This is a genomic window from Variovorax sp. 38R (genome assembly GCF_014843395.1).
Classification (GTDB): domain Bacteria; phylum Pseudomonadota; class Gammaproteobacteria; order Burkholderiales; family Burkholderiaceae_C; genus Variovorax; species Variovorax paradoxus_H.
This window is the reverse complement of the sequence record NZ_CP062121.1, coordinates 5,485,127-5,511,047: the sequence shown is the minus strand read 5'-3', so window position 1 is coordinate 5,511,047 and position 25,921 is coordinate 5,485,127. Positions and strand designations below refer to the sequence as shown.

General features: G+C 69.0%; 29 protein-coding genes and 1 tRNA gene. 10 read left to right on the top strand and 20 right to left on the bottom strand.

The annotated features are described in order from the left end of the window. Nucleotides 1–4: 4 nt before the first annotated feature. The gene (locus tag IG196_RS25560) at nt 5–916 is read right to left on the bottom strand and encodes a LysR family transcriptional regulator ArgP (protein WP_192193555.1); all 912 of its coding nucleotides are present in this window, start codon (nt 914–916) and stop codon (nt 5–7) included. Between the two features lie 79 nt (nt 917–995). On the opposite strand from IG196_RS25560, the gene IG196_RS25555 reads away from it, so the two are divergent. The 7 genes from IG196_RS25555 to pcp are packed head-to-tail and all read left to right on the top strand — an operon-like array spanning nt 996 to nt 6,033. Next, on the top strand, nt 996–1,631 hold the full coding sequence (locus IG196_RS25555) for a LysE/ArgO family amino acid transporter (protein WP_101488743.1): 636 nt from the start codon (nt 996–998) through the stop codon (nt 1,629–1,631). 36 nt (nt 1,632–1,667) lie between these two features. Further along, complete coding sequence (locus IG196_RS25550) at nt 1,668–2,330, top strand: RsmD family RNA methyltransferase (RefSeq protein ID WP_192193554.1); 663 nt, start codon at nt 1,668–1,670, stop codon at nt 2,328–2,330. A gap of 43 nt (nt 2,331–2,373) precedes the next feature. Further along, nucleotides 2,374–2,877: a pantetheine-phosphate adenylyltransferase gene (coaD, locus tag IG196_RS25545; protein ID WP_062481439.1), complete on the top strand. Its 504-nt coding sequence runs from the start codon at nt 2,374–2,376 to the stop codon at nt 2,875–2,877. A gap of 40 nt (nt 2,878–2,917) precedes the next feature. After that, entirely contained in the window at nt 2,918–3,565 is a 648-nt protein-coding gene (pxpB, locus tag IG196_RS25540) for a 5-oxoprolinase subunit PxpB (RefSeq protein WP_192197144.1), read from the top strand. Then, complete coding sequence (locus IG196_RS25535; RefSeq protein ID WP_192193553.1) at nt 3,562–4,560, top strand: biotin-dependent carboxyltransferase family protein; 999 nt, start codon at nt 3,562–3,564, stop codon at nt 4,558–4,560. Before pxpB ends, IG196_RS25535 begins: the two co-directional genes overlap by 4 nt. 55 nt (nt 4,561–4,615) lie before the next feature. After that, on the top strand, nt 4,616–5,356 hold the full coding sequence (pxpA, locus tag IG196_RS25530; protein ID WP_192193552.1) for a 5-oxoprolinase subunit PxpA: 741 nt from the start codon (nt 4,616–4,618) through the stop codon (nt 5,354–5,356). Between the two features lie 5 nt (nt 5,357–5,361). Continuing rightward, nucleotides 5,362–6,033, top strand: a complete 672-nt coding sequence (gene pcp / locus IG196_RS25525) for a pyroglutamyl-peptidase I (RefSeq protein WP_192193551.1) — start codon at nt 5,362–5,364, stop codon at nt 6,031–6,033. Nucleotides 6,034–6,042: 9 nt separating this feature from the next. Here pcp and IG196_RS25520 read toward each other — a convergent pair whose 3' ends face one another. Next, the gene (locus IG196_RS25520; RefSeq protein WP_192193550.1) at nt 6,043–6,753 is read right to left on the bottom strand and encodes an alpha/beta fold hydrolase; all 711 of its coding nucleotides are present in this window, start codon (nt 6,751–6,753) and stop codon (nt 6,043–6,045) included. 103 nt (nt 6,754–6,856) lie between these two features. On the opposite strand from IG196_RS25520, the gene IG196_RS25515 reads away from it, so the two are divergent. Then, nucleotides 6,857–7,552: a histidine phosphatase family protein gene (locus IG196_RS25515; RefSeq protein ID WP_192193549.1), complete on the top strand. Its 696-nt coding sequence runs from the start codon at nt 6,857–6,859 to the stop codon at nt 7,550–7,552. Nucleotides 7,553–7,558: 6 nt separating this feature from the next. Here IG196_RS25515 and IG196_RS25510 read toward each other — a convergent pair whose 3' ends face one another. The 3 genes from IG196_RS25510 to IG196_RS25500 form a co-directional block, all read right to left on the bottom strand. Next, the gene (locus IG196_RS25510; protein ID WP_192193548.1) at nt 7,559–9,157 is read right to left on the bottom strand and encodes an N-acyl-D-amino-acid deacylase family protein; all 1,599 of its coding nucleotides are present in this window, start codon (nt 9,155–9,157) and stop codon (nt 7,559–7,561) included. Between the two features lie 111 nt (nt 9,158–9,268). Then, nucleotides 9,269–10,630: a tetratricopeptide repeat protein gene (locus IG196_RS25505; RefSeq protein WP_192193547.1), complete on the bottom strand. Its 1,362-nt coding sequence runs from the start codon at nt 10,628–10,630 to the stop codon at nt 9,269–9,271. Between the two features lie 52 nt (nt 10,631–10,682). After that, complete coding sequence (locus IG196_RS25500) at nt 10,683–11,081, bottom strand: tautomerase family protein (RefSeq protein ID WP_192193546.1); 399 nt, start codon at nt 11,079–11,081, stop codon at nt 10,683–10,685. A 125-nt stretch (nt 11,082–11,206) separates the two neighbouring features. On the opposite strand from IG196_RS25500, the gene IG196_RS25495 reads away from it, so the two are divergent. After that, nucleotides 11,207–12,070: a LysR family transcriptional regulator gene (locus tag IG196_RS25495; RefSeq protein ID WP_192193545.1), complete on the top strand. Its 864-nt coding sequence runs from the start codon at nt 11,207–11,209 to the stop codon at nt 12,068–12,070. 21 nt (nt 12,071–12,091) lie between these two features. Here IG196_RS25495 and IG196_RS25490 read toward each other — a convergent pair whose 3' ends face one another. Genes IG196_RS25490 through IG196_RS25460 form a run of 7 tightly spaced genes read right to left on the bottom strand, consistent with a single transcriptional unit; the run spans nt 12,092 to nt 18,914 of the window. Continuing rightward, nucleotides 12,092–13,513 carry an amidase gene (locus IG196_RS25490; protein WP_192193544.1) on the bottom strand — a complete coding sequence of 474 codons (1,422 nt, stop codon included), beginning with the start codon at nt 13,511–13,513 and terminating at the stop codon, nt 12,092–12,094. Next, the gene (locus IG196_RS25485) at nt 13,510–14,997 is read right to left on the bottom strand and encodes an ABC transporter substrate-binding protein (protein ID WP_192193543.1); all 1,488 of its coding nucleotides are present in this window, start codon (nt 14,995–14,997) and stop codon (nt 13,510–13,512) included. Before IG196_RS25485 ends, IG196_RS25490 begins: the two co-directional genes overlap by 4 nt. 23 nt (nt 14,998–15,020) lie before the next feature. Next, on the bottom strand, nt 15,021–15,239 hold the full coding sequence (locus IG196_RS25480; protein WP_143713533.1) for a hypothetical protein: 219 nt from the start codon (nt 15,237–15,239) through the stop codon (nt 15,021–15,023). A gap of 33 nt (nt 15,240–15,272) precedes the next feature. Beyond that, nucleotides 15,273–16,094 carry an ATP-binding cassette domain-containing protein gene (locus tag IG196_RS25475; protein ID WP_192193542.1) on the bottom strand — a complete coding sequence of 274 codons (822 nt, stop codon included), beginning with the start codon at nt 16,092–16,094 and terminating at the stop codon, nt 15,273–15,275. Continuing rightward, entirely contained in the window at nt 16,091–17,080 is a 990-nt protein-coding gene (locus IG196_RS25470; RefSeq protein ID WP_192193541.1) for an ABC transporter ATP-binding protein, read from the bottom strand. The genes IG196_RS25475 and IG196_RS25470 overlap by 4 nt, the downstream gene beginning before the upstream one ends. 11 nt (nt 17,081–17,091) lie before the next feature. Beyond that, nucleotides 17,092–17,967: an ABC transporter permease gene (locus IG196_RS25465; protein ID WP_192193540.1), complete on the bottom strand. Its 876-nt coding sequence runs from the start codon at nt 17,965–17,967 to the stop codon at nt 17,092–17,094. Then, a complete protein-coding gene (locus IG196_RS25460; protein ID WP_192193539.1) occupies nt 17,964–18,914 on the bottom strand; it encodes an ABC transporter permease in 951 nt (316 codons plus the stop codon). The genes IG196_RS25465 and IG196_RS25460 overlap by 4 nt, the downstream gene beginning before the upstream one ends. A gap of 145 nt (nt 18,915–19,059) precedes the next feature. Here IG196_RS25460 and IG196_RS25455 point away from each other — a divergent pair, with 145 nt between their 5' ends. Continuing rightward, nucleotides 19,060–19,356, top strand: a complete 297-nt coding sequence (locus tag IG196_RS25455; RefSeq protein ID WP_192193538.1) for a YfhL family 4Fe-4S dicluster ferredoxin — start codon at nt 19,060–19,062, stop codon at nt 19,354–19,356. Here the strand turns inward: IG196_RS25455 and IG196_RS25450 are convergent. The 8 genes from IG196_RS25450 to IG196_RS25415 all read right to left on the bottom strand — a co-directional run bounded on the left by IG196_RS25450 (nt 19,345) and on the right by IG196_RS25415 (nt 25,906). Then, nucleotides 19,345–19,866: a hypothetical protein gene (locus tag IG196_RS25450; RefSeq protein WP_192193537.1), complete on the bottom strand. Its 522-nt coding sequence runs from the start codon at nt 19,864–19,866 to the stop codon at nt 19,345–19,347. The two genes, IG196_RS25455 and IG196_RS25450, sit on opposite strands and share 12 nt — an antisense overlap. Before the next feature lie 37 nt (nt 19,867–19,903). Beyond that, nucleotides 19,904–20,539 carry an aminoacyl-tRNA hydrolase gene (pth, locus tag IG196_RS25445; RefSeq protein WP_095949172.1) on the bottom strand — a complete coding sequence of 212 codons (636 nt, stop codon included), beginning with the start codon at nt 20,537–20,539 and terminating at the stop codon, nt 19,904–19,906. Between the two features lie 81 nt (nt 20,540–20,620). After that, a complete protein-coding gene (locus IG196_RS25440) occupies nt 20,621–21,277 on the bottom strand; it encodes a 50S ribosomal protein L25/general stress protein Ctc (RefSeq protein WP_101488767.1) in 657 nt (218 codons plus the stop codon). Between the two features lie 86 nt (nt 21,278–21,363). Continuing rightward, nucleotides 21,364–22,338 carry a ribose-phosphate pyrophosphokinase gene (locus tag IG196_RS25435; RefSeq protein WP_056573402.1) on the bottom strand — a complete coding sequence of 325 codons (975 nt, stop codon included), beginning with the start codon at nt 22,336–22,338 and terminating at the stop codon, nt 21,364–21,366. Between the two features lie 142 nt (nt 22,339–22,480). Further along, nucleotides 22,481–22,557 (bottom strand) — tRNA-Gln (locus IG196_RS25430). 71 nt (nt 22,558–22,628) lie between these two features. Further along, on the bottom strand, nt 22,629–23,510 hold the full coding sequence (ispE, locus tag IG196_RS25425) for a 4-(cytidine 5'-diphospho)-2-C-methyl-D-erythritol kinase (RefSeq protein ID WP_101488768.1): 882 nt from the start codon (nt 23,508–23,510) through the stop codon (nt 22,629–22,631). Beyond that, complete coding sequence (locus IG196_RS25420; protein WP_192193536.1) at nt 23,507–24,052, bottom strand: lipoprotein insertase outer membrane protein LolB; 546 nt, start codon at nt 24,050–24,052, stop codon at nt 23,507–23,509. The genes ispE and IG196_RS25420 overlap by 4 nt, the downstream gene beginning before the upstream one ends. Next, nucleotides 24,053–25,906 carry a tetratricopeptide repeat protein gene (locus tag IG196_RS25415; RefSeq protein WP_192193535.1) on the bottom strand — a complete coding sequence of 618 codons (1,854 nt, stop codon included), beginning with the start codon at nt 25,904–25,906 and terminating at the stop codon, nt 24,053–24,055. Between the last annotated feature and the right edge of the window lie 15 nt (nt 25,907–25,921).

The following is a 25,921-nucleotide window of genomic DNA, read 5'->3' as shown; positions in this document are numbered from 1 at the left end:
CCGATCAGCCCAGCGCGTGCGGCCCGCTGCGCGCGGCGGCGCGCACCGCGGCGCCGAGCTGTTCCAGCAGACGGGGCGCCGCGCGCGCCTGCTGCCAGTACAGCGGCACCGGCAGCGTCTCGCCGGGCACCAGCTCCACCAGCGTGCCGTCGCGCAAGGCGTCGGCCACCATGCTGGTCGGGTGCATGCCCCAGCCCATGCCGCGGCAGGCTGCCTCGACGAAAGCGGCGGGGGAGGGCACCCAGTGGCGCGGCGTTTCCACGTTGCGATGGCAGATGCGACGCACCCAGCGTGCCTGCAGCCGGTCTTTGCGGTCGAACACCAGGTTCGGCGCGGCGGCCAGCGTGCGCGCCCCCACGCCTTTGGCGAAATACCGTTCCACAAAATCGGGGCTCGCGGCGGCCACGTAGTGCACCGTGCCCAGCGCTTCGCTGTTGCAGCCCGTGACCGGCTGGGCCAGCGCGGTCACGGCCGCGAGCACGGCGCCACTGCGCAGCCGTTCGGCCGTGTGGTCCTGGTCGTCGGCCGTGAGGTCGAGCAAGGCGTCGGGTGCCTGCGCGGCAAAGGCCGCGGCCCCCGCCATGAACCAGGTCGCGAGGCTGTCGGCGTTGACGGCCACCCGCACCGTGACCCGCTCGTGCGCCTCGCCGCTGCCCATGCCGAGCGCGGGCAGGGCTTCGCGCAGCTCGTGCTCCAGCATGCCCACGCGCTCGACGTGCCGGCACAGCTGCAGGCCGGCTTCGGTCGCCACGCAGGGCTGGCCGCGCACCAGCAGCGCGCCGCCGGTGCGCTCTTCGAGCAGCTTCACGCGCTGCGACACCGCCGAGGGTGTGACGTGCAGCGCGCGGGCGGCGCGCTCGAAACTGCCTTCGCGCACCACGGCGGCGAGGGCGTGCAGGGCGGCGTAGTCGAGCATGGTGGCGAATGAAGTAAAACTGAATTGAAGTTAGAAAGTTTAGTTTGATTTAAGACGATGCGGGCCGCAAGCTCGGACCATGACCGCCGTCCTCACCTCCACCGCTTTCCTCAACGGGCTCTTCATGAGCCTGGTGCTCATCGTCGCCATCGGCGCCCAGAACGCGTACGTGCTGCGCCAGGGCTTGCGCCGCGAGCACGTGAGCGCGGTGGTGCTGTTCTGCGCCGCCTGCGACGCGGTGCTGGTCGCGGCGGGCGTGGCCGGCATGGCGCAGGCGCTGAAGGGGCGGCCGATGCTGGCGACGCTGCTCGCGGGCTTCGGCGCGGCCTTTCTCTGCGGCTACGGGCTGCGTGCGCTGTGGCGCTCGCGCCAGCCGGTCGCGCTGCAGACGGTGTCGCAGGGCGCTTCGCGCTCGCGCGCCGCGGTGGTCGCGCAGGCCGCTGGCTTCACGCTGCTGAACCCGCACGTCTACCTGGACACCGTGTTGCTCGTGGGCAGCGCCGGGGCGCAGTACCCGGGTGCGCTCAAGCTCTGGTTCGTGGCCGGGTCGACGCTGGCCAGCGTGCTGTGGTTCACGGCGCTGGGCTTCGGCGCGCGGCTGCTGGCACCGGTGTTCGCACGGCCGCGCGCCTGGCAGATGCTCGATGCGCTCATCGGCGGCACCATGCTCGTGCTGGCGGCCTTGCTGGCCCGTCGCGCGTTCATGGGCTACTGAGTGAAGTGGGGCCAGCTGCGGCGTTAAGCTCGCCGCATGCCCCAGAAGCCCACAAAAAAGAACGCCGCCGCGCCTGCCTCGCGCGCCCCCGCCGCCAAGCGCCCGTCGCGGCCCAACGAGGTCCGCATCATCGGCGGCGAGTGGAAACGCACCCGCCTCGCCGTGGCCGACAAGCCCGGCCTGCGTCCCACGCCCGACCGTGTGCGCGAAACGCTGTTCAACTGGCTCGCGAGCCTGGCCGGCGTGGGCGGCGGTGGGCTGCCGGGCTGGCACTGCATCGACGCCTTCGCGGGCACCGGCGCGCTCGGCCTCGAAGCCGCCTCGCGCGGCGCGGCCAACGTGCTGCTCTGCGAGCAAGACGGCGCGCTGGTCGCCCAGCTGGAGGCCGCCAAGACCAAGCTCTCGGCCAAGGCCGTGCGCGTGGAACGCGGCAACGGTGTCACCGCGCTCGAACGTGCCGCGGCGGGCAGCCTGCAGGCGGTGTTTCTCGATCCGCCCTTCGAGACCGTCGCGCTGTACGAGCCGGCCCTGCGCGCCGCAGCGCGCGCGCTGCATGCCGACGGCGCGATCTACCTGGAGGCGCCGCGCCGCTGGGCCGCCGAAGAACTCGCCGCGCTCGGCCTCGTGGAATTCCGCTACCTGAAGGCCGGCGCCGTGCATGCCCATCTGCTGCGGCGCGCCGTGTCCGTGCCTGCATAATCCGCCGGACAAGCCGCACCGGCAGCATGAGGAAGAACCAACCATGGCCAGCAACGTGATCGCGGTTTATCCCGGCACTTTCGACCCCATCACCCTCGGTCACGAGGACGTGGTGCGGCGTGCAACCCAACTCTTCTCCAAGGTAATCGTCGCCGTCGCGGCGGGCCATCACAAGAAGGCGCTGTTCACGCTCTCCGAGCGCATGGACATGGCCCGCGAGGCGGTGAAGCCCTACAGCGACCAGGTGACGGTCGAGAGCTTCTCGGGCCTGCTGCGCGACTTCGTCGTCGCGCGCGGCGGCAAGGCCATGGTGCGCGGCCTGCGCGCCGTGACCGACTTCGACTACGAGTTCCAGCTCGCCGGCATGAACCGCTCGCTGATGCCCGACGTCGAGACCGTGTTCCTCACCCCAAGCGACAAGTACCAGTTCATCTCCAGCACCTTCGTGCGCGAGATCGCCATGCTCGGCGGCGAGGTCAACAAGTTCGTCTCGCCGAACGTCGAGCAGCAGCTCACGGCCAAAGTCCGCAGCCTCGGCAGGGAATGAACCCGCTCCCAGGCTTCGCGCGGAGGTGAGCAACACCCCCTTGCCCCGCCTGCATCCGCTGGGCGATGCGGCGCTGGTGTGCGACCTGCCCGCGCCTGCCACGCTGGCGCAGCAGCAGCGCATCTGGGCGCTGGCCGCCGAGGTGCTGGCCTGGCCCGGCGTCGGCGAAGCCCTGCCGGGCATGAACAACCTCACGCTGACCTTCGACCCGACCGCCGTGGCGTTCGAGGAACTCGCGGCCCGCGTGCTCGAGGTCTGGCCCACGCTCGCGGCCCATGCCGCCGAAGGGCGGCGCATCGAGATTCCCGTGGCCTACGGCGGCGAGCACGGCCCCGACCTCGCCGACGTGGCGGCCCACACCGGGCTCTCGGCGGCCGAGGTGGTGCGCCGCCACAGCGGCGGCGACTACGTGGTCTACCTGCTCGGTTTTCTGCCGGGTTTCGCCTTCATGGGCGGGCTGTCGCCCGAGCTCGCGACGCCGCGCCGCGCCGAGCCGCGCACCGCCGTGCCCGCACGCTCGGTCGGCATCGGCGGCGAGCAGACCGGCATCTACCCGCTGGTGTCGCCGGGCGGCTGGCAGCTCATCGGCCGCACGCCGCTCGAGCTGTTCGACCCGTCGGCCGAGTCGCCCACCTTGCTGCGTCCGGGCGACCGCGTGCGCTTCGTCGTCGAAAGCCTGCAGACATGATCCTCGTGCGCAAACCCGGCGTGCATGCCTCGGTGCAGGACCTCGGGCGGCCCGGCCTGCGCCAGCTCGGCATCTGCCCGGGCGGCGCGCTCGACATGCTCGCGCTCACGCTGGCGAATCGGCTGGCCGGCAACGCCGACGCGGCGGCCGGCATCGAATTCACCATGGGCGGCTGCGAGCTGCAGTTCGAGACCGACACCCGCATCGCGCTCACCGGCGACGACTTCGGCGCCACGCTCGACGGCGTGCCGCTGTGGCCCTGCTGGAGCGTGCCCGTGCGTGCCGGCCAGACGCTGCGGCTCGCCGGCGCCAACGCGCCCGGCACGCCGAAGGCCGGCCTGCGCAGCTGGCTCGCGGTGGCGGGCGGCATCGACGTGGCGCCCATGCTCGGCTCGCGCAGCACCGACCTCAAGGCCGGCTTCGGCGGCCACGAAGGCCGCGCGCTGCGCAAGGGCGACCGGCTCGCGCTGGGCGCTTCGCGTCTCGATGCCGACCAAGGCGCGCGCCGGCCTTTCGGTTTGCGCGCGCCCGACTGGGGCACGGCCGAGCCCGACGGCGCGCTCGCGTTGCGCGTGCTGCCCGGCCCCGAGTTCGACCTGTTCACACCCGACGCGCAGGCGCTGCTGTGGCACGAGCGCTGGCGCATCACGCCGCAGAGCAACCGCATGGGCAGCCGGCTCGCCGGTGCCGAACTGCAGCGCAAGGCGGGCGGCGACATGCTCTCGTCGGGCGTGATTCCCGGCACCATCCAGGTGCCGCCTTCGGGCCAGCCAATCATCCTCATGGGCGACGCGCAGACCACCGGCGGCTACCCGCGCATCGGCGTGGTGATCCGCGCCGACCTCTGGAAGCTCGCGCAGGCGCCGCTCGGCGGCCGGCTGCGGCTGGTGCGCACCGACCTGACGCATGCGCTTGCGGCCTGGGCCGGGCAGCAGCGCTACCTGGCGCAGGTGGCGCAAGGGCTCGCCGCTGCGGGCTGGCCCGGCGCGGCCTAGACTGTCGGTTCGCGCAGTTGCTCCCGCACCTGCCCCACGAGACGGAGAACCTCCCATGCAGATCGACCTCAACGCCGACCTCGGCGAAGGCGCCGGCAGCGACGAAGCGCTGCTCGGCCTCGTGAGTTCCGCCAACATCGCCTGCGGCTGGCACGCGGGCGACGCCAAGACCATGCAGCAGTGCGTGCGCTGGGCCATGGCGCACGGCGTGGCGATCGGCGCGCACCCGAGCTTTCCCGACCGCGAGAACTTCGGCCGCAGCACCATGCATCTGCCGCCCGAGGAGATCGTCGCGAACGTGCTTTACCAGGTCGGCGCGCTGGCCGCGATCGTCAAGGCCGAGGGCGGCCGGCTTGCGCACGTGAAGCCGCACGGTCAGCTCTACAACCAGGCGGTGAAAGAGCCCGAGCTGGCCGAGGCGCTGTGCGAAGCGGTGCGCCGTTTCGATCCCTCGCTCAAGTTCTTCGGCCTCGCGGGCAGCAACATGATCGACGCGGCCCGCCGTGCCGGCCTGCAGCCCGTCGAAGAAGTGTTTGCCGACCGCGGCTACATGCCCGACGGCAGCCTCGTGCCGCGCAGCCAACCCGGTGCGCTCATCGAGAGCGAAGAGCAGTCGCTGGCGCAGACCCTGTCGCTGGTGCGCGACCACCGCGTGGTCGCCATCGACGGCAGCAACGTGGCGGTCAACGCCCAGAGCGTGTGCCTGCACGGCGACGGCGCGCATGCGCTGGCTTTCGCGCGGCGCATCCGCGAGCGGTTGCAGCAGGAAGGCATCACTGTCCGCGCAATGGCCTGAATGCGATGCCGGCGAAGCGCGCTTCTCCCTCGGTTTTGCTGACGGGCTTCGAGCCCTTCGAGCAGGAGCTGCTCAATCCGTCATGGGAAGCCGTGCGCTCGCTCGACGGCTGGACGTGCGGCCGCGCCACCGTGCATGCGCGCCTCGTGCCCTGCGTCTTCGGCGAGGCGCTCGATGCGCTCGACCGCGCGATGGACGAGCTCCAGCCGACGTTGGTGATCTGCATCGGCCAGGCCGGGGGCCGCGCCGAGTTCACGCCGGAGCGCATCGCCATCAACGTCGACGATGCCCGCGTGCCCGACAACCTCGGCCGCCAGCCGATCGACGTTCCGGTGGTGTCCGGCGCGCCCGCCGCCTACTTCTCAAGCTTGCCCGTGAAGGCCATCGTGCGCGAACTGCGCGCGGGCGGCGTGCCGGCCTCGGTGTCGAACAGCGCGGGCACCTTCGTGTGCAACCACCTCTTCTACGGGCTGATGCACCGCATCGCGACGCACGCGGCGGCGAAGGGCGTGCGCGGCGGCTTCATCCACATTCCCTATCTGCCGGCACAGGCGGCGCGCTTTCCGGGTGCGCCGAGCATGGCGCTAGAGACGCTGGTCGACGCGTTGCGCATCACCGTGAAGACCGCGCTCGCGGTGAAGCAGGACGTCGCGGAAACGGGTGGCCAGTTGCACTGACCGGGGCTCTCAAGCGTTCGGGAAGTGCTTGCCCAGCCAGGCGTTGAGCGCCGTGTTGACGAACGCAGGCTTCTCCATCGTCAGCATGTGGCCGCACTGCGGCACCCACACCACCTCGGCGCGCGGCAGCAGCGCCGCCATCTCGCGGGTGCATTCGGGCGGCGCAAGGCGGTCGTCGTCACCGCACATCAGCAGCACCGGCGCGCGCAGCAAGGCCAGGTGCGTGCGCGCGTCGGGGCGGCGCATCACGGCGTGGTTCTGTCGGATGAGCTGGGCCGCGCCGGCGCCGAGCACGATGTCCAGGTAGCGCTGCACCAGCGCCGGGTTGGCGGCCTGCGCGGCATGGAAGGCGAAGGCGACGTTGGGCTCGATGATCTCGCGCACCTCGCCGCGCTCGAACCATTCGATGGCGCCTTCGCGCAGCGTGAATATGTCGGGCGTTTCGGGCCGTGCGCTGGTGCCCAGCAGCATCAACCCGGCGATGCGCTCGGGCGCCTGGCGCGCCGCTTCCATCGCGACCATGCCGCCCATCGACGCGCCGCACAGCACCAGCGGGCCGTCGTGTTCGCGCAGCACGGCGCTGGCCATGCCTTCGATGGTGTCGTGGCGCGTCTGGACGTCGCTCACGCGGGCGCCGAAGGCGGCGGGCAGGGCGGGCAACTGGGCCTCCCAGAGGCGTTCGTCGCAGGCAAGGCCGGGCAGCAGGACAAGATGAGGCATGGGCTGATTCTGCGCGATCGGACGGCGTGTACGAGGTGGCCGTCGTGCAACAGCGGGTTGGCACGAAGCCGGCATGTCATGCACTCGGGGGACAATGCATGCAATGTCCACCAGCATCCCCGACTCCGCCCCCACCGACCTCATCCTGATCCGCCACGGCGAAACCGCCTGGAACCGCGAACTGCGCTTCCAGGGCCATGCGGACGTCCCGCTCAACGACATCGGCCACGAGCAGGCGCGCCGCCTCGGCCTGCGTCTGGCGGGCGAGACGGCACAGCACCTCATCAGCAGCGACCTCATGCGCGCCCAGCAGACCGCGGCGCCCGCGGCGCAGCAGCTCGCGCTGGAGGTGGTCACTTCGGCGGCGCTGCGCGAGCAGCACTTCGGCGTGGTCGAGGGCATGCGGGCCGACGAGATCCAGAGCCAGCATCCGCGCGCCTGGGAAGAGTGGCTGGAGTTCCGCGAAGACCACGCCATGCCGCAGGGCGAGAGCGCGCGCGAGTTCCATGCGCGCGTGATCGGCGCGCTCGGCACCGTCGCCGCCGCGCACCGCGGCCAGCGCCTGATCGTCGTCACCCACGGCGGCGTGCTCGACATGGTGTGGCGCACCGCGCGCGGCCTGAGCCTCAGCGGCCCGCGCCAGAGCGAGATTCCGAATGCGGGCTTCAACCGCATCCGCATCGCCGACCCGGCCGCGCCGGACGCCATCGAGATCGTCGAGTGGGCCGACACGCGCCACCTGGTCGATATGCCGCCGCAGCCGACCTACGACCAGCGGCGGCACCTGAAGAACGACTGATCCTTGTCAGGCCGGGCAGCTGCCCGGCTTCGGCGTGCGCAGCAGCGGCACGCCGGCGCCCACGCCCGTGGGCTGGCCGCCGTCCACCGCGAGACGGCCGTTCACCAGCACCGTGACCACGCCCTCGGACAGCAGCGTGGGCTGCGTGTAGGTGGCCTTGGCGGCGAAGCGCTTCGGATCGAACACCACCACGTCGGCGTGATAGCCGGGGCGCAGGTGGCCGCGCTGCACCAGCCCCAGCGTGTCGGCCGTGAGCGAGGTGCTGCTTCGGATGAACTGCGCCAGCGAGATCGCGCGCTCCTTCACCACGTACTGGTCGTACTTGCGCGCGAAGGTGCCGTAGGCGCGCGGATGGCCCAGCGACGAGTCGGACGAGGTCATGACCCAGGGCCGCTTCATGAAGGCGCGCACGTCGTCGTCGCTCATGTTGAACGAGGCGATCATCAGGTCGCCGTCGCGCAGCACGGCGATGGCGGCGTCGACCGGGTCGGCATTCGAGGCCTTGGCCACGTCGGCCAGCGTCTTGCCCACGTACGTCGTGCTGCCGGCCGAGAACAGGATGGCCTCGGGCCCGCCGCGCAGGCGCAGGTTCTCGCGCACGTCCTTGCGCAGGCGCTCCTGCTGCGCCGCGTCGTCGAAGCGCTGCAGCGTCGCGGCGCGGCCGCCTTCGTTGGCCCAGGGCGGCAGCAACGCGGCCGAGAAGCGCGTGCTCGACGCGGTCCAGGGGTAGTGGTCGGCCGTGATGTCCAGGCCCGCGGCGCGCTCCTTCTCGATGCGCCGGATGATGTCGCCGCTCTGGCCCTGCACAGCCACGCCCAGCGCCTTGATGTGCGCCACGTGCACCGGCAGCTTGGCTTCGTGGCCGATGCGGATCACCTCGTCGATCGAGCCCTTGAGGCCGACGTTGTACATGGCCTCGTCGCGGATGTGGCTGTCGTACAGGCCGCCGTGCGCGGCCGCCACCTTCGCAAGTTCGATGACCTCCTCGGTCTTCGAGAAATTCTGCGGCGGGTAGAACAGGCCGGTGGACAACCCGAGTGCGCCGTCGCACATCGCGCGGCTCAGGTGCTGCTTCATCGCGTCCATCTGCGCGGGCGTGGGCGCGCGGTTGGCCTCGCCGAGCTGGCTGATGCGCAGCGGCCCGAAGCCCGCGTACATCGCGACGTTGGTGCCGACCGGCACGGCGCGCAGCTTCTGCGTCTGCGCCGCGATGTCGTAGCCGCCGAAGCCGTCGTTGCCGATCACGGCCGTGGTCACGCCCTGCGTGAGGAACGGCGTGTTCAGGCGCTTGCGCGCGTCGTTCGAGAGCAGGTCGGCGTCGGCGTGCGTGTGGGCGTCGATGAAGCCGGGCGCCACCACGAGGCCGGTGGCGTCGATGGTGCGGCGCGCGCGGAACTGCGCCGGCATGGCGCGGCCCGCGAACACGATGCGGTCGCCCGCGATGCCGACGTCGCCGACCACGGGCGTGTCGCTGTCGCCCGTGTAGATGGTGCCGCCGCGCAGCAGCAGGTCGAGCTCGACCGGTGCTTCAGCGGCTGTGGCGGTAGTGTGGAACGGCGAGGCGAGGGCCGCGAGAACGGCCAGCGTGACGAGAGAGCGCTGCATGGGCGAACAGGAGGAGAGGGGAGGAGCGGCCAGTTTAGGAGTCGCTCCCGCGCGGCCGTTAATTCCTTTTGTGCCACGCCCCATGACCGGAAGGCATGGGTGGCGAAGCGCTCACGCCCTGGTGAGCTGCCCCAGACCCAACCGCGCGTAGACCGCGTCTGTCTGCCGCCGCAGCCGCAGCGATTCGGGCTGGCCGTTGAGCTGCTGCTGCAGCAGGCCCTGCGCGCCTGCGAGTGCGGACTCGGTGCCGGTGCGCACCAGCGCGTCGAGATACAGCTGCTCGAACAGGTCGCGCTGCGCATGGCTGCCGCCGATTTCGATCATGCGCGGCAGCGCAATGCCCAGGCCCTCGACCGCGCCTGCCACATCGCCGCGCGCATGGGCCACGAGGCCGCGCGCGGCCGGCACGCACACGCGCTGCCACGCGGCGCGCGTGGACGCCGGCGCGACGGGCGCGAAGGCCTCGATGTTGTGCAGCAGCACCTGCGCCTCGGGCCGGCCGGCGCGCGCCAGACCGTAGAGGTACTGCAGGTCGAGAAAGGGCAGCACGTGGTCGGCCTGGCGCTGCCGCAGGTGGTCGGCCACGTCGTCCCAGCGCGCACCGACGTCGATGCCCGCGAGCTCGAGCCGCGCGAGCAGCGACACGGCGCCGATCTGGTCCTGCGAGTAGTCCTTCACCACGCCCCAGGCGTGTTCGTCGTACACCGCGAGCGCTTCGGTGTCGCGGCCCAGGTCGATGAGGAACAGCGCCACGTGCCACCAGTTGTGCGTGACCATGAAGGAGTTGAGCCCGGTCCAGGTGTCGCTCACGCTGTGCATGAACGCCAGCCCTTCGGTCAGCCGGCCTTCGGTGAGCATCACGTGCGCCAGCGCATGGTGCGCCCAGGGCTCCTTGCGGCACAGGCCGATCGCGCGGCGCGCGCTGGCCTCGGCCTCGCGCAGCAGGTGGCATTGCTCGTAGCCGAAGGCCGCCATGCCGTGCACGTAGGGCACCTCGGCCGCGGCCGGCAGCGCCGCGAGTGCGAGCCGCAGCATGCCGGGGCAGTCGCCGGTGTTGAAGCAGTGGTACTGGCCCAGCTTCACCGACACCAGGTCGCGCGGATGCTCGCGCGCCTGCTCGGCATGCAGCGTGATGGCGCGCGCGATGTCGCCGTCGGCCCAGGCTTCGACCGCGGCGATGTAGCGCTGCTCGCGCGGTGTGGCGCGCGCAGCGCCGGCGCGGGCCTTGTCGAGGAAGGGCCGCGCATTGGCGGCGGCTTCGCGCGATTCGGCGAACAGGTGCAGCGTCGCGCAGTAGGCCTGCACGATCGGGCTGGCATCGCGTTCGGCCAGTGCCAGCAGGTTCACGGCGCGCGCGTCGGTCGAAATGAAGCCCATCACGAAGTCGTCGACCAGCGCAATGCTGGCGGCGTCGTCGAGCGTGAGCGGATTGCCGAGGCTGTCGGCGGCGAGCGGGGTTCCGTGGGAGGGCATGGCGGCATGGTGCCACGCCCCCTCGGCGTCTTTCAAGTCCCTGTGAGACGCCCTAGACACCTGCTTGCTGGTGGCGGTACTCCTGCGTCTTGCCTCCATAGCCGTAGGCCGCGCCGCGCGCATCGATCACGTGGATGTACGAGACCTCGTGCAGGTTGGGCCGCAGCGCCGCCATGGCCGCGTACACCTCGCGCAGGTAGCGCGCCTTCTCGGCCTTGGTGTTGGTCTCGTCGGTCACGCTGATATCCAGGTGGAAGGCCGACTTGCCGAGATCGGCCAGCGACTGCCCGCCGATGAACCAGCTGTCGGCGGCGATGTACTGCACCGTGACGGCGATGACCGGCAGCGCCTTGCTGAGCACGCTCTGCGTGAGCTCGGCGACCGTGTCGACGGTCTTGCGGGTGAGGGCGGCGTCAGGTTGGCCGGAGAGGTGGACGACGATGTGGGGCATTGGGAACTCCTTTGGGGGGTGAAGAACGGGTGGTCGATGGGGTGATTGTGGGCAGCGCCTCGTCATCGGAAAAGCGGGAAGATATGATGAAATCAATCGGATAAGCGAATGGATAGGTGAACACCATGCAAGGCTTCGACCTCGAACAGTTGCGCACCCTGGTGGCGGTGGCCGACGCCGGTAGCCTCACGGCTGCGGCGCCGCGTGTGTACCTGTCGCAGTCCTCGGTGAGCGAGCAGATCCGCAAGCTCGAAGAACGCGCCGGCCAGTCGCTGCTGACCCGCAGCAAGGCCGGCGTCGTGCCCACCGAGGCGGGCATGCGGCTGCTGGGCCATGCGCGGCGCCTCCTCGCGCTGAGCGACGAGGCCTTTCGCGACCTGCGCGGCGAAACCCTGCAAGGCGAGTTGCGGCTGGCCGTGACCGACTACTTCCGCCCCGGCGACCTCACCCGCCTGCTGGGCCGGCTCGGCGAGCGCTATCCGCAGGTGCGGCTGCACGTGACCATCCTGAAGAGCGACGCACTGCGCGCCGCGTATGCGCACGGCGATTTCGACGTGGGGCTGGCGATGAATATCGCGGGTGCCAATGCCGCAGCGAGCGGCAGCGGTGCCGTGCTGCGGCGCGAATCGCTGGCGTGGCTCGGTGCGGCCGGCCTGCGCGTGGTGCGCGGTGAGCCGGTGCGGCTGCTGGCGCTGCCCGACACCTGCTCACTGCACCAGTTCACCGTGGCCCTGCTGCGCCGCCGCCGCGTGCCCTACGTGCTGGCGCACGTGGCGTCAGGCGTGGCGGGCCTGCAGTCGGCTCTGGCGGCAGGCTTGGGCGTGGCCTGCCTCAACGAATCGGCGATCGGCGAGGGCATCGCGCGGCTCGCGCCGCCGCATGGGCTGCCGGCGCTGCCCCGCGTGGCGTTTCAGTGGTTGCCCGCACGGCGGGGCGAGACCGCGTTCGTGACACGGGCGCGGGAGATGCTGTCGTCGCAGCTGGCCTGAAGAGCTTCAGGCCAGGCACGTTCAGACCAGCGGCCAGGGCCGCTGCACTTCCCGGATCTGCTCGAACGCGCGCGCCACGCGCAGCACGCCGAGGTCGTCGAAGCGTTGTCCCGCAATCTGCAGCCCGATCGGCAGACCGCCGGCCGAGTATCCGCAGTTCACCGATGCGGCCGGCTGCTCCGACATGTTGAACGGCACGGTGAAGCCGATGTGTTCCAGCGGCCGCAGCGGGTCGTTGGTGGGCGAGGGCGCCTCGGCCGCCGCCGGCATGTTGGGCGACACCGGCGAGATCACGTAGTCGAAGCGGGCGCAGGCGTTCACCGTGGTGACGCGCGTCGCGTGGAACTGGCTGAAGCTGCGGAACACATGCTCGCCGCTGAACTCGGCAGCGCTTTCGGCCCATTCGCGGATGTAGGGCAGCACCTTGGCGCGCTGGTCGGCGCGCAGGGCCTTCATGTCCACGAGCGAGCGCATGCGCCACAGGTGGTCCATGCCGTCGAGCAGGGCCTGCGACATGAAGGGCTGCATCGGCTCGACGATGGCGCCGGCCTTTTCGAACAGGCGCGCGGCCAGCTCGACCGCGGCCTGGATCTCGGGTTCGACCGCGAGGCCGCAGCCGGCGTCGAGCAGCAGGCCGATGCGCAGGCCGCGCAAGTGGTCGGGCGCGACGTCGAACGCGGCCCAGTCGATGTCCTGCGCGGGCAGGCTCATGCTGTCGCGCGCGTCGGGCCGGGCCAGCGCCTGCATCATGAGCGCGGCGTCGCCGACGGTGCGCGTCATGGGGCCGGCAGCGCGGCCCATGTAGGGCGGATCGATCGGGATGCGCCCCAGGCTGGGCTTGAGCGTGAAGATGCCGCACCAGCTGGCGGGCAGCCGCAGCGAGCCGCCGATGTCGGTGCCCAGGTGCAGCGGGCCGTAGCCCGCGGCCGCGGCGGCACCGGCGCCGGCGCTCGAACCGCCCGGCGTGCGGCTCAGGTCCCAGGGGTTGCGCGCGAGCGTGTGAAAGCTCGACAGCCCCGACGACAGCATGCCGTAGTCGGGCATGGTGGTCTTGCTGACGATGACGGCACCGGCCTCCTTCAGGCGCGCGGCCGGCGGGGCGTCGGCGGCGGCGGGCATGAGGTCGACGGCGGCGGTGCCCGCGGGCAGCGGGTCACCGCGCGTGGCGATGTTTTCCTTGATGGTGGTCGGCACGCCGTCGAGCGGGCCGCGCGCATCGCCGCGCTGCCAGCGCTGCTCCGAGGCGCGCGCCTGCTCCAGCGCAGCCTCGGGCCGGAACAGCCACGTGGCCTGCAGCCGGGGCTCGCAGTGCTCGATGCGCGCGATGACGGCGCGCGTCACCTCGACCGGCGACAGGCGCTTCTCGCGGTAGGCCGCGGACAGCTCCTGCGCCGACAGGTCGCTCAACGAAGGCAGGGAAGGGTCGGACACTGCGGGGCTCATCCCCACGACAGCGCGGACAGGTCGTTCACGAAGATCGGGTTCTCTTTCCAGAGGCCCTTGACGTTCTTCTTGGCCACGGTCGGGAACTGCGGCTGGTAGAGGAAGCCGTTGGCCGCGTCGGTGGCCAGCAGCTTCTGCGCCTCGCCCAGCAGCTTGTTGCGCTCGGCCGCGTTGCCGGTGGACTTGATCTTGTCGAACAGCGTGTCGAAGGCCTTCGACTGGTAGCCCCAGTAGTAGTCGGACTTGGCGTAGTTGCCGAGGTCGAAGGGCTCGACGTGCGAAATGATCGACAGGTCGTAGTCCTTGTTGCCGTAGGTGCCGCTGAGCCACTGCGCCCACTCGACGTTCTGGATCTTCACGTTGATGCCGATCTTGGCGAGCTGGGCCACGATGACTTCGCCGCCCTGGCGCGCATACGGCGGCGGGGGCAGGGTCATGCGCAGTTCGAGCGGGGTCTTCACGCCGGCCTCGGCGAGCAGCTTCTTGGCCTTCTCGACGTCGAAGGGGTTGATGCCCGTGGTGTCGACATAGCCCGCGGCGCCCGGCACGTAGTGGCTGCCAATCGGCACGCCCAGGCCGTCGGCCGCGCCCTCGATGAAGGCCTTGCGGTCGATGGCCGCGAGGATGGCGCGGCGCACGCGCACGTCGTCGAGCGGCTTTTTCTTGTTGTTGATCGAGAGGATGGTCTTGGCGCGCGACCCGGCCAGGATGGTCTGGAACTGCGGGTTGTTGCGGAACTGCGGCACGGCGCGCGTGCCGATGCGCGTGAACACGTCGACGTCGCCCGAGAGCACGGCGGCGGCCTGCGCGGCGGTGTCCGAGATGAAGCGGAAGGTGACCTTGTTGATCTTGGCGACGGCGGGGGCGCGGAAGCCTTCCCACTTGCTCAGCGTGATCGACGAGCCCTTGGCCCAGCTGTCCAGCTTGTAGGGGCCGGTGCCGATCGGCTTGGTGGCGTTGGTGTCGACGCTCTTGGGCTCGACGATGGCGGCCGTGGCCTGGCCCAGCACGAAGGGCAGGTCGGGGTCGATCTCCTTGTTGATGACCACGACCGTGTGCTCGTCGACCACCTGCGTGGCGAGGTTGGCGAAGGTGCGCTTGTCCTTGTTGGTGCTCTTCTCGCCGCCGGCGCGGTCGAACGCGAACTTGACGGTGGACGCGTTGAAGGGCTCGCCGTTCTGGAACTTGACGCCCTTGCGCAGTTTGAAGGTGTAGGTCTTCAGGTCGGGCGAGATTTCCCAGCTCTCGGCCAGGAGCGGCGTGACGCTGCCATCGACGTTGATCTTGGTCAGAGTTTCCAGGATGTTGTATTGCACGACCTCGGCAATGGCGGCGGCGGCGCCGGTGGTCGGGTCCAGGCCCGGCGGCTCCAGGGCCATGCCGATCACGATGGCGTCCTTCCGGCCCTGCGCCATGCCGGCCAGCGGAGTGGCCAGGGCGACAGTGGCGCCGGCGGTGGTAAGGAGGGTGCGACGGTTCAACATACGGGGTGATCTCCGGAAAACGGTCAGTGTCGAATGACTGCTTCGGCGCGCACCGTGCCCCAGAGGGAAGCGCAGCGCCACGAAAGAAAGACACACAGCACGAAAGATGCCACGTGCAGCGGATCATTCTCTCGCAGCAGGCCCTCCGGTGCGCGCCGGCGCGGGCGGTATTTCCTCGGGACGTTCCCGGATGGGCGAGCGATCTTGCGCGAAGCCAAGCGCTTGCGCCACCAGATGCTCATGACCGATGTGTCCGAGGCCACGCCCCGGTGGCTTCAGGCGGCGCGCAGCGTGCCGCCGGGCGGCGTGTGCAGCACCGCCGACAGCAAGGTGCGGGTGTATGGGTGTTGCGCGTGGGCAAAAAGTTCGGCGGGCTCGCCACGTTCCACGATCTGGCCCTTGAACACCACGCACACGTCGTCGCACAGGTGGTTGACCACCGCGAGGTCGTGGCTGATGAGCAGGTAGCTGATGCCGAACTGCTGCTGCAGGTCCTGCATGAGGTTGAGCACCTGGGCCTGCACGGACACGTCGAGCGCGCTCACGGGCTCGTCGGCGACGATGAGCTTGGGGCGCGTGATGAGCGCGCGTGCAATCGCGATGCGCTGGCGCTGACCGCCGGAGAACTCGTGCGGGTACTTGTCGAGGTCGGTGGTGCGCAGGCCGACGGCGGCGAGCGCTTCGGCGGCGCGTTCGCGCTGCTCGGCACGGCGCGTTTCGGCCAGCGCTTCGAGCGGCTCGGCGACGATGCGCGCGACGGTCTGGCGCGGATCGAGCGAGCCGTACGGGTCTTGAAAGACCATCTGGAAGTCGCGCCGCGCGGTGCGCAGGTCGGCCTTCGAGAGCGTGTGCAGGTTGCGGCCTTCGAGCGCGACGCTGCCCGAGGTCGGCGTGTCCAGCGCCATCACGAGGCGCGCGATGGTCGACTTGCCCGAGCCCGATTCACCGACGATGCCCAGGCTCTTGCCGGCCTGCACCTCGAAGCTCACGCCGTTGAGCGCCTTCACGGTGGGCGGTGGGCCGAAGAGCTTTTCGCGCGGCAGGGCGTAGTGCCGCACGAGGTCTGTCACCTGCAGCAGCGGGGGTGATGAATTCATGGTGCGACGGCTTGCTCGGCCGCAATTTCTTCGAGGCGGATGCAGCGCACCGCGTGGTCCGGTGGCAGCACCGTGGCGGACGGCCGCGTGGCGTGGCAGGCATCCACTGTGTAAGCGCAGCGGCCCGCGAACGGGCAGCCTGGTGGCAGGTCGACCAGCTCGGGCACGCTGCCGCGGATGGTCGCCAGGCGCAGGCCGCGCGGCGCGCCGATGGCAGGGCGCGCGGCGAACAGGCCCTGGGTGTAGGGGTGGGCGCGCTTGGCGAACACGGCATCGGTCGGGCCGCTCTCGACCACGCTGCCGCCGTACATCACGAGCATCTTCGAGACCGTCTGCGAGATCACGCCGAGGTCGTGCGAGATCAAGATCAGCGCCATGCCGCGCTCGGCCACGAGGCCCTGGATGAGCTCGAGGATCTGCTTCTGGATCGTCACGTCGAGTGCGGTGGTGGGCTCGTCGGCAATCAGCAGGTCGGGCCCGCAGGCCAGCGCCATCGCGATGCCGATGCGCTGGCGTTGCCCGCCCGAGAACTGGTGCGGGTAGGCATCGAGGCGCGTGGCGGCATCGGGAATGCCGACACGCTCGAGCAGCGCGAGCACTTCCTTGCGCGCCTCGGCCTTCGACAGGCCGCGGTGCAGCCGCAGCGGCTCGCCGACCTGGCGCACGATGGTGTGCACCGGGTTCAGCGCCGTCATCGGTTCTTGAAAAATCATGCCGATGCGGTTGCCGCGGATCTGGCACATGTCCTTTTCGTCGTGCCCGACCAGCTCGGTGCCGTCGAAGCGGATGCTGCCCGTGACCTTGGCAGTCGAAGGCAACAGGCCCATGAGCGACATCACGGTGATCGACTTGCCGCAGCCCGATTCACCGACGATGCCCAGCGTTTCGCCGCGCTCCAGCGAAAAGGAAATGCCGCGCACGGCTTCGGCCGGGCCGCGTTGCGTCTGCAGGCCGATGTGGAGGTCGTTGACTTCGAGAAGCGCCATGACGTGCTTGCTTACCTCGCGCGCGCCAGGCGCGGATCGAGCAGGTCGCGCAGGCCGTCGCCCATCAGGTTCAGGCCGAGCACCGCAAGGGCGATGGCCATACCGGGGAAAACGGCCAGCAGGGGCTGCTGGAACATGAGGGTCTGAGCCTCGCTGAGCATGCGGCCCCACGAAGGCTGTGGCGGTTGCGTGCCGAGGCCGAGGTAGGAGAGGGCGGCTTCGGCCAGGATCGCGATGGCGAAGCGGATCGTGATCTGCACGATCAGCACGGCCGAAATGTTCGGCAGCACGTGCTGCATCGTGATGGCGAACGATCCCTTGCCGCAGGCGCGCGCGGCGGCGACGTACTCGCGCGACCAGATGGCGTTGGCCGACGCGCGTGTGATGCGTGCAAACGTCGGGATGTTGTAGATGCCGATGGCGACGATCGCGTTGACGATGCCTGCACCGAACACGGCGGTCATCATGATCGCCGAGAGGATGGCGGGGAAGGCGAGCGTGAAGTCCGACAGGCGCATCACCGCTTCTTCGATCCAGCCGCGCCTCGCAGCAGCGAGCAGGCCCAGCGCCGTGCCAACGACGAGGCCGATGCCCACGGCGATCACGCCCACGAGGATGGACGCACGCGCACCGACCAGCAGCAGCGAGGCCACATCGCGGCCGAAGGCATCGGTGCCGAGCCAGTGCGTGGCCGAGGGGCCCTGCATCTTGTTCGGCATGTCCATCGCATAGGGCGACCAGGGCGTCCAGACCAGGGAGAGCACGGCAGCGATCAACAGCAGCAGGCTCAGCACGCCGCCGATCACGAAGCTGCGGTGGTGCAGGGCGCGGCGCCAGAAGCCCGGCACCTTGAGCGCGGCAGCGCTGGGAATGGTGGTCGTGCTCATACGTCGCTCGCCTTGATGCGCGGGTCGATCACGGCATAGAGCACATCGACCACGAAGTTCACGATGACGACCATCGCCGCGAGCAGCATCACGCAGTTGCGCACCACGATCAGGTCGCGGTTGCTGATGGCCTGGAAGATGAGGCGGCCCAACCCGGGCAGGTAGAACACGTTTTCCACCACGATGGTGCCGGCCAGAAGCTCGGAGAACTGCATGCCCATGACGGTGATGACGGGGATCATCGCGTTGCGCAGCACGTGGGTCCACAGCACCATGCGCTGGGACACGCCCTTGGCGCGCGCGGTGCGAACGAAGTCTTCGCGCATCACCTCGAGCACGGCCGAGCGTGTGATGCGCGCGAGGATGGCGGCCTGAACCACGGCCAGCGACAAGGCCGGGAGCAGCAGCGATTTCAATCCCGCGAAGATGCCTTCGCCCCAGCCCTCGAAGCCGCCGGCGGAGAACCACTGCAGCTGCACTGAGAACACGAGGATCAGCAGGATCGCGAACCAGAAGTTGGGAATGGCGATGCCGACTTGCGCCATGCCCATGAGGCCGACGTCACCGAGCTTGTTGTGGCGCGCGGCGGCTGTCACACCGACGAGCAATGCGATGACGACGGTCAGGCTCATCGCCATCACGGCCAGTGGCACGGTGAGAGCCAGGCGCTCGAGGATCAGGTCGATGACGGGCGAGCTGTAGGCATAGCTGTCGCCGAGGTTGCCGGTGAGCATGCCGGCGATCCAGTGCCAGTAGCGCGTCCACGCGGGCTGATCGAGGCCGAGCTTGGTGGCCAGGGCGGCGACAGCGTCGGGCGAGGCGTCGGGACCCATGAGCATCTGCGCGGCATTGCCGGGCAGGATCTCGAGGACGAGGAAAACGATGACCGAGGCGCCGATCAGGGTGCCGATCAGCGTGGCGATGCGCTTGAATAGAAACAGACTCATGGGGCGGGCCGCAGCATAACTGACTGGTGCAACAACCGTGCCTCGGCTGTGAACTTTGTCGCTCCTCGCCGGACCGCCCTGACGCTGGCGGGGGCTCCGCAAGGCCTGCGGCGGGGCATTCGCCCGCTCCGTCGATAATCGGGGCATGGCCCTCATGATCACCGACGAATGCATCAACTGCGATGTCTGCGAGCCCGAGTGCCCGAACGATGCGATCTACATGGGCGCTGAGTTCTACGAGATCGATCCGCACAAGTGCACCGAATGTGTGGGCCACTTCGACGAGCCGCAGTGCGTGCAGATCTGCCCGGTGGCCTGCATCCCGGTGAACCCGGACCATGTGGAGACCCGCGAGACGCTGTTGCAGAAGTACGTGCGTCTCACGGCAGACAAGGCGGCACCGCCTGCGTCGGATGCCGCCTCGCCGTCGTCAGCCGTCTGAGCCGGACGGTTTCTTCTTCTTTTTCTTCTTGCCTGCTTCCTTCGGGGCCTCGTCGCCGGTCGAAGGGCTGTTGAAGCGCGCGCTCGTCGGGCGGGGCTCGGTCGTGTGCTTGCGCTGGCGGGCCTGGGCGGCCTTTTCGGCGGGTGTCAGCGGCTGCGCGTTCGTGGTGAAGCGCCCCGCATCGAAGGTCGTGGGACCGCGTTGCCCGACTGCCTCCCGCTCCAGCGACTGGCGGCTGCGGGCCAGCCGGCCGGCGCTGCGTTCGTTGCGGCGCGCGGCGTCTTCCGACGCCTTGCGGTCCGCATCGCTACGCCGGTCGTCCACCTTCACGGTCTGCCCACCTTCGCACGGCTGGTCGGAGTAGCTATTGCCGCATCGCCAGGTCTGGGCTGAAGCGCCCATGGAAGCGGCGGACAGCGCGATCGCAAAGACAGCCATCACCCGGGTTGCTGCCGTCTTTGTTGCGGCTTCTTCCGTCTTCTTGTTCTTCGTCGTCGTTCTTCTTCTCATTTTTTAGTTCTCTCCCTCCCTGCACTCCTGTGGCCGGCTACGTGGCGGCAGGCGTCGTGCCTCCGTCGCCGGGCTCCCGCCTCGGCGGCTTGGGCCGCGGCGGTTTGCTCGTGTGAATCATCAGCGTGGCTTTTTCCATCTCGCCGGCCACCAAGGCGGGGGCGGCATGCAAGGTGCGCACGATGGCGTCTTCAATGGCTTCACGTTGTTCCTTGAGCGGCTTCTTGAGCACCCAGTTGACGACCTCCGACTTCACGCCGGGATGGCCGATGCCCAGCCGCAGGCGCCAGTAGTCGCCGGTGCCGAGCTGCGCGTGGATGTCGCGCAGGCCGTTGTGCCCTGCGTGGCTGCCGCCGAACTTGAGCTTGGCCTGGCCGGGCACCACGTCGAGTTCGTCGTGCACCACAAGGATTTCGTCGGGGGCGATCTTGAAGAAGCGCGCCAGCGCGGCCACCGACTTGCCCGACAGGTTCATGAAGGTCTGCGGTTCCAGCAGCCAGATGCTCTGGCCGCCGATGTTCGCGCGCGCCGCGAGGCCGTGGTAGCCGCGCTCGGGCACGAGGTTGAGCTTCCAGTCGCGCGCCAGGGCGTCGATCCACCAGAAGCCGGCGTTGTGGCGCGTGGCTTCGTACTCAGGGCCCGGGTTTCCGAGGCCGACAAACAGCTTGATCATGGTGGGAATTATCTCGCCGCCCCACAAAGCAAAAGGCCCGCACGAGGCGGGCCTTCTGTTCGCGGACGGAAAGAAAGAGGATTACTTCTTCTTGGCCGTCTTGGCGGCGGGCTTGCCAGCGGCAGCAGCAGCGCCTTCGGCAGCAGCGCCTTCGGCAGCGGGTGCCGGCTCTTCCGAGACCAGCGGCGGCACGGCCGACACAATGACGGGGTTGGTCTTGCCGTGGCTCACGAACTTCACGCCCTTGGGCAGCTTGATATCGTTGACGTGCAGCGTGGCGTTCTTCTTCAGACCCGACAGATCGATCTCGAGGAATTCAGGCAGATCGCTCGGCAGGCAGTTGATTTCCAGTTCGGTCATCACGTGGTTCACGAGGTTGTGATCCAGCTTGACGGCGTCGGACTCTTCTTCACCCTTGAAGTGAAGCGGCACCTTCATGTTCATGCGGGTCTTGGCATCGACGCGTTGGAAGTCGATGTGTTGCACCAGCTGGCGGAACGGGTGGTATTGCACGTCGCGCAGCAGCACCTTGGTGACGGCGCCGGCGAGGTCCATTTCGAGGATCGACGAGTGGAAGGCTTCCTTCTTCAGGGCGTGCCACAGCGCGTTGTGATCGACTTCGATCAGTTGCGGCTGGGTGTCACCACCGTAGACGATGCCCGGGGTCTTGCCCGTGATGCGGAGACGGCGGCTCGCACCCGTGCCCTGCTTTGCGCGCTCATAAGCGACGAATTTCATAACTAGCTCCTGTGAGAGTCCACCGCGACCAGTGAGACTCCGATTCAAAAAGGCCTCCGAAGGAGGCCCGCTTTTTCGCTCTCAGGTCAGAACAGGTTGTCCTGGTCCGAGAACAAACTCATCACCGACTCGCCCTTGGCAATGCGCTGGATCGTTTCGGCGATCAGCGGTGCCACGGAGAGCTGGCGGATCTTTCCGCACGCGACGGCCGCGTCGGAAAGAGGAATGGTGTTGGTCACGACCACTTCGTCGAGGGCTGCGCCCTTGGAGAGGCGTTCGATGGCCGGGCCCGAGAAGATCGGGTGCGTGCAGTAGGCGTACACGCTCTTGGCGCCGCGCTCTTTCAGCACTTCGGCTGCTTTGACCAGCGTGCCGGCCGTGTCGATCATGTCGTCCATGATCACGCAGTTGCGGCCGTCGATCTCGCCGATCACGTTCATGACTTCGCTGACATTGGCCTTCGGGCGGCGCTTGTCGATGATGGCGAGGTCGCAGTTCAGTTGCTTGGCCAGCGCACGGGCGCGAACCACGCCGCCGACGTCGGGCGAGACCACGATCAGGTCTTCGTAGTTCTTCTGGCGCAGGTCGCCCAGCAGCACGGGCGAGGCGTAGATGTTGTCGACCGGAATGTCGAAGAAGCCCTGGATCTGGTCGGCGTGCAGGTCCATCGTGAGCACGCGCTCGACGCCGACGGTTTCCAGCAGGTTGGCGACCACCTTGGCCGAGATCGGCACGCGGCTCGAGCGCGGGCGGCGGTCCTGGCGGGCGTAGCCGAAGTAGGGGATGACGGCGCTGATCCGCTCGGCCGAAGCGCGCTTGAGCGCGTCGACCATGATCAGCAGTTCCATCAGGTTTTCGTTGGTCGGTGCGCAGGTCGACTGCACCACGAACACGTCGCGGGCACGGACGTTCTGGTTGATCTCGACGGTGACTTCACCGTCGGAGAAGCGACCGACGCGTGCGGCGCCCAGCGAAGTGCCGAGGTTTTGCGCGATTTCTGCAGCAAGGCCGGGATTGGCGTTGCCGGTGAAAACCAAGAAGTCAGGTTGATTGGCCTGCATGAGCGCGTCCGGGCAGTGCAAAGGGCTTGCGGGAAAGCCGCCAAAGGTTTCGAGTCGTGGCGGCCTGTGTGGGCTGCCGATTATTGCAGCCGGTGGACTGCAAAAGAAGCACTGCGGCCATCAGGCCGCAGTTTGAGAGATTTGGCAGGGGAGAAAGGATTCGAACCTTTGCATGCTGGAATCAAAATCCAGTGCCTTAACCAGCTTGGCGACTCCCCTACACGGGTTGATGGTTTGCACCACCCACCGATATATGTCGCATCGAACCGCAGAGCGTTCCGATTATCTCTTCAGGCTGCCCATCCCCAGAGTGGATGAACCGCCAGATTGTCGCATTGTCGAACCTGCCATCCCCGGGGGGCTTCGAGCAGTTCCGCTTCCTGCGGCGATTGCTGAATTTTCGCGAACACCGAACTTCCGGAGCCGGTCATCCGGGCCTTGAATCCTTGCAGTCCGAGCCATTCGATGGCGTCGGTGACTGCGGGGCAAAGCCGTTGGGCAACCGGCTGCAGGTCGTTGTGACCGAAGTCGTAAACCCCGTTGCCGAGGTTTGTGGCTTCTAGCTGTTCGCTATCTGCAGCAAAGCCTGAGATTATAGCAACAGGAGTTGCCCGTTCCAGATCATCCGCAGAAAAAATTAGTCGGGTATCGAGTCCCTCGGGTGGCTTGGCCACCACGAAGCGCGCTGGCGGCAAGTTTACCGGTGTGATTTCTTCGCCGATGCCCTCGACCCAGGCGTTGCGTCCACCGAGGAAAAAAGGGACGTCGGCACCGAGCTTCAACCCGATCTGCGCCAGGCGCGACAGCGGCAGGTTCAGGTTCCAGAGGCGGTTGAGTGCGAGCAGGCAGGTGGCTGCGTCCGACGAGCCTCCGCCCATGCCCGCCTGTGCCGGCACGTGCTTGGCGATGCCGATGTGCGCGCCCTGGCCGGGTGCGGCGTGCGCTTGCAGCGCGCGGGCGGCGCGCAGCACGAGGTCGTCGGCCGGCAGCGGCGTGGTGAGGTCTTCGCGGCTCAGTTGGCCATCGTTGCGCAGCTCGACGTGCAGCGTGTCGCACCAGTCGATCAGCATGAAGACCGACTGCAGCAGGTGGTAGCCATCGTCGCGCCGCCCGGTGATGTGCAGGAACAAATTCAGCTTGGCCGGCGCAGGCAGGTCGTAGATCGCCTTCATGAGCGTTCGAACACGATGCGCAGGTCGGCCCGGGGCGCGGGGGATTCGCGCGTGGCCTGCAGCCTGCCGTTCGACAGTTGGCCCAGGTCGGCGCGCCAGCCGGGCACGGGGTCGGCGCGGCCGTCGAGCCAGCCGAACAGTGCGCCGACCGGAATGGCGGCGCCCGTGGCGGCTTCGATCAGTGCATCGACGGAGTCGTAGCGGCGGGTGTCGCTGCCGTTCTTCAGCAGCGCTTCACCTGGCGCCCAGTGCAGTTGCGCGAGCGTGCTGCCGATGGGCGTGGTCAGCGTCAGGTCGCCGGTTTCGGCTGTGCCCCGCAGCTCGAACAGGGCGGCAAAAGTCTGGACGGGTTCGCTGTCGATGCGCAGCGACATGCGGCCGCTCCAGCTGGCCGAACGCCCGGGAGCGGCAGTGGAGCCGCCCGAGAGCTGGGCGCAGCCCGTCAGCCACAGCAGCAATGCACCGCCGCCTGCGCCGAGCGCCGCGCGGCGGGTGAAGGCCTCGTCGCCCCGCGCGGGAGCCGTGTGCGTGATCGATGCCATTCAGGGTTTGACGCGCAGGCGCTTGAGGGTTTCCTGCAGCGTCTCGTTCTCGGCGTCCGTCAGCAGCGCTTCTTTCCAGATCGCGACGGCACGGTCCTTCTGGCCGGCTGCCCACAGCACTTCACCGAAATGCGCGCCGATCTCGGGGTCTGGCCGCGTCTTGTAGGCCGCTTCGAGGATGCGGATCGCCTCCGCCGTGTTGCCGAGCCGGAACTCGACCCAGCCCAGGCTGTCGGCGATGAACGGGTCTTCGGGCGCGAGCTGCACTGCCTTCTGGATCAGCGTGCGGGCCTCGTCGAGCCGGATCTTGCGCTCGGCAAACGAGTAGCCCAGCGCGTTGTACGCGTTCTGGCTCTCGGGCTTGAGCGTCATCAGACGGCGCAGCAGCCGCTCCATGTCGTCGAGGCGGTTGAGCTTCTCGGCCATCATGGCCTGGTCGTAGACGAGGTCGCCGTCGTCCGGCGCAGCGGCCGAGGCCTGGGCCAGCAGGTCGTAGGCAGCCTGGTATTGCTTGGCTTCGCGCAGCAGTTGGGCTTCGGCGAGCAGTTTCTGTTTGCGCTCGTCCGCCGTGCGCTCGGGCAATGCGCGCAGCAGCTCGCGGGCTTGCGGCAGCTTGCCTTGCTTGGCGAGCAGGCTGGCGCGACGGCCCTGGATGGCGCTCTGATTGTCGGTGCTGTCGATGCGCGAGACCCAACGGTCGGCCGCCTGGAAATCCTTGCGTCGTTCGGCCAGCTGCGAGAGCACGAGATACGCCTGTGTCAGCCCGCGCTTGCGGTCGGCGACGTCACCGGCGTCCTGGCTCTGGCCCGGCGCGGTCATCAGGTCGACGTAACGCTTGAGCGAGGTCTCGGCCGCCGCTTCCTGGCGGGCCTGCATCTGCAGGCTGCCAAGCAGCAGCCACGGCTCTGCCAGTTCGGGGCGCGAGGTGGTCAGGGTCTGGAGCTGTGCGGTGGCGTCGCTGAAGCGGCGGTTCTCGACCAGCGTGCGTGCATAGGCGATGCGCAGGTCGGGTGAGGCCTTGAGGTTGTTGGCGAGGTAGCGCGTGACGATCGGCTCGGCCAGCGGTTGGCCCGGGTCGATGAGCTCGAGCGCCAGCGCCGAGGGCGCCTCGGACGCCGGATCGATCGCCTGCCCCTTGCGCGCCGCGTCCAGTGCCCCCGAGGGGTCGCCGGCGTTCAGGCGCAGCCGGCCCACGGTGGCCCAGGCGAGGCCGCCGGTGGTCGGGCTCTTGAGTTCATCGACCAGCGCCTGCTCGACCACCGAGGCGGCCAGCTTCTTGTCGGCGGCGCGGCCGTAGGTGCGCGCGATCACCGCCATCAGCAGGGGGCGTTCGATCTGCGAGGTGGCCGCCACCTCGGCGCGCAGCGGATCGACGGTTTCGCTGATGCGGTTCAGCGCGATCAGGATCTGCAGCTCGATGCGCCGGGCATCGCGCGAATTGGGCAGCGCTTCCTGCCAGGCGCGCGCCGCGGAGATGGCCGCGTCGCCCGAGCGCGACTGCAGCGCGATTTCGACCGCGCGTTGGAACAGCTTGCCGTCGCGCAGGCGCCGGGCGGCGTCGAGCACCAGCGAATAGCCGGAGCCGGGGTCGCCGGAACGGGCGGTGATCTCGCCCATGAGGATTTCGTAGAACAGGTCGGCCGTCAGCGCCGACGGCTGTGCGGCCTCGGCGGCCGGCTTGGCGGCCGTGGTGGCCCGGGGTCGCACCGGCGGCTTCGGCGGCGCTGTGCGCTCGATGGCGGGAGCGGGGTTGCCGGCGGCGGTGGGTTCAAGAGACTGGGCCTGCGTTGCATAGGCAAGCAGCACGAGAGACGCGGCCGCCGCAAGGCGGTGACGGCGGGGCGATGGGTTCATCTGACCATAATAATC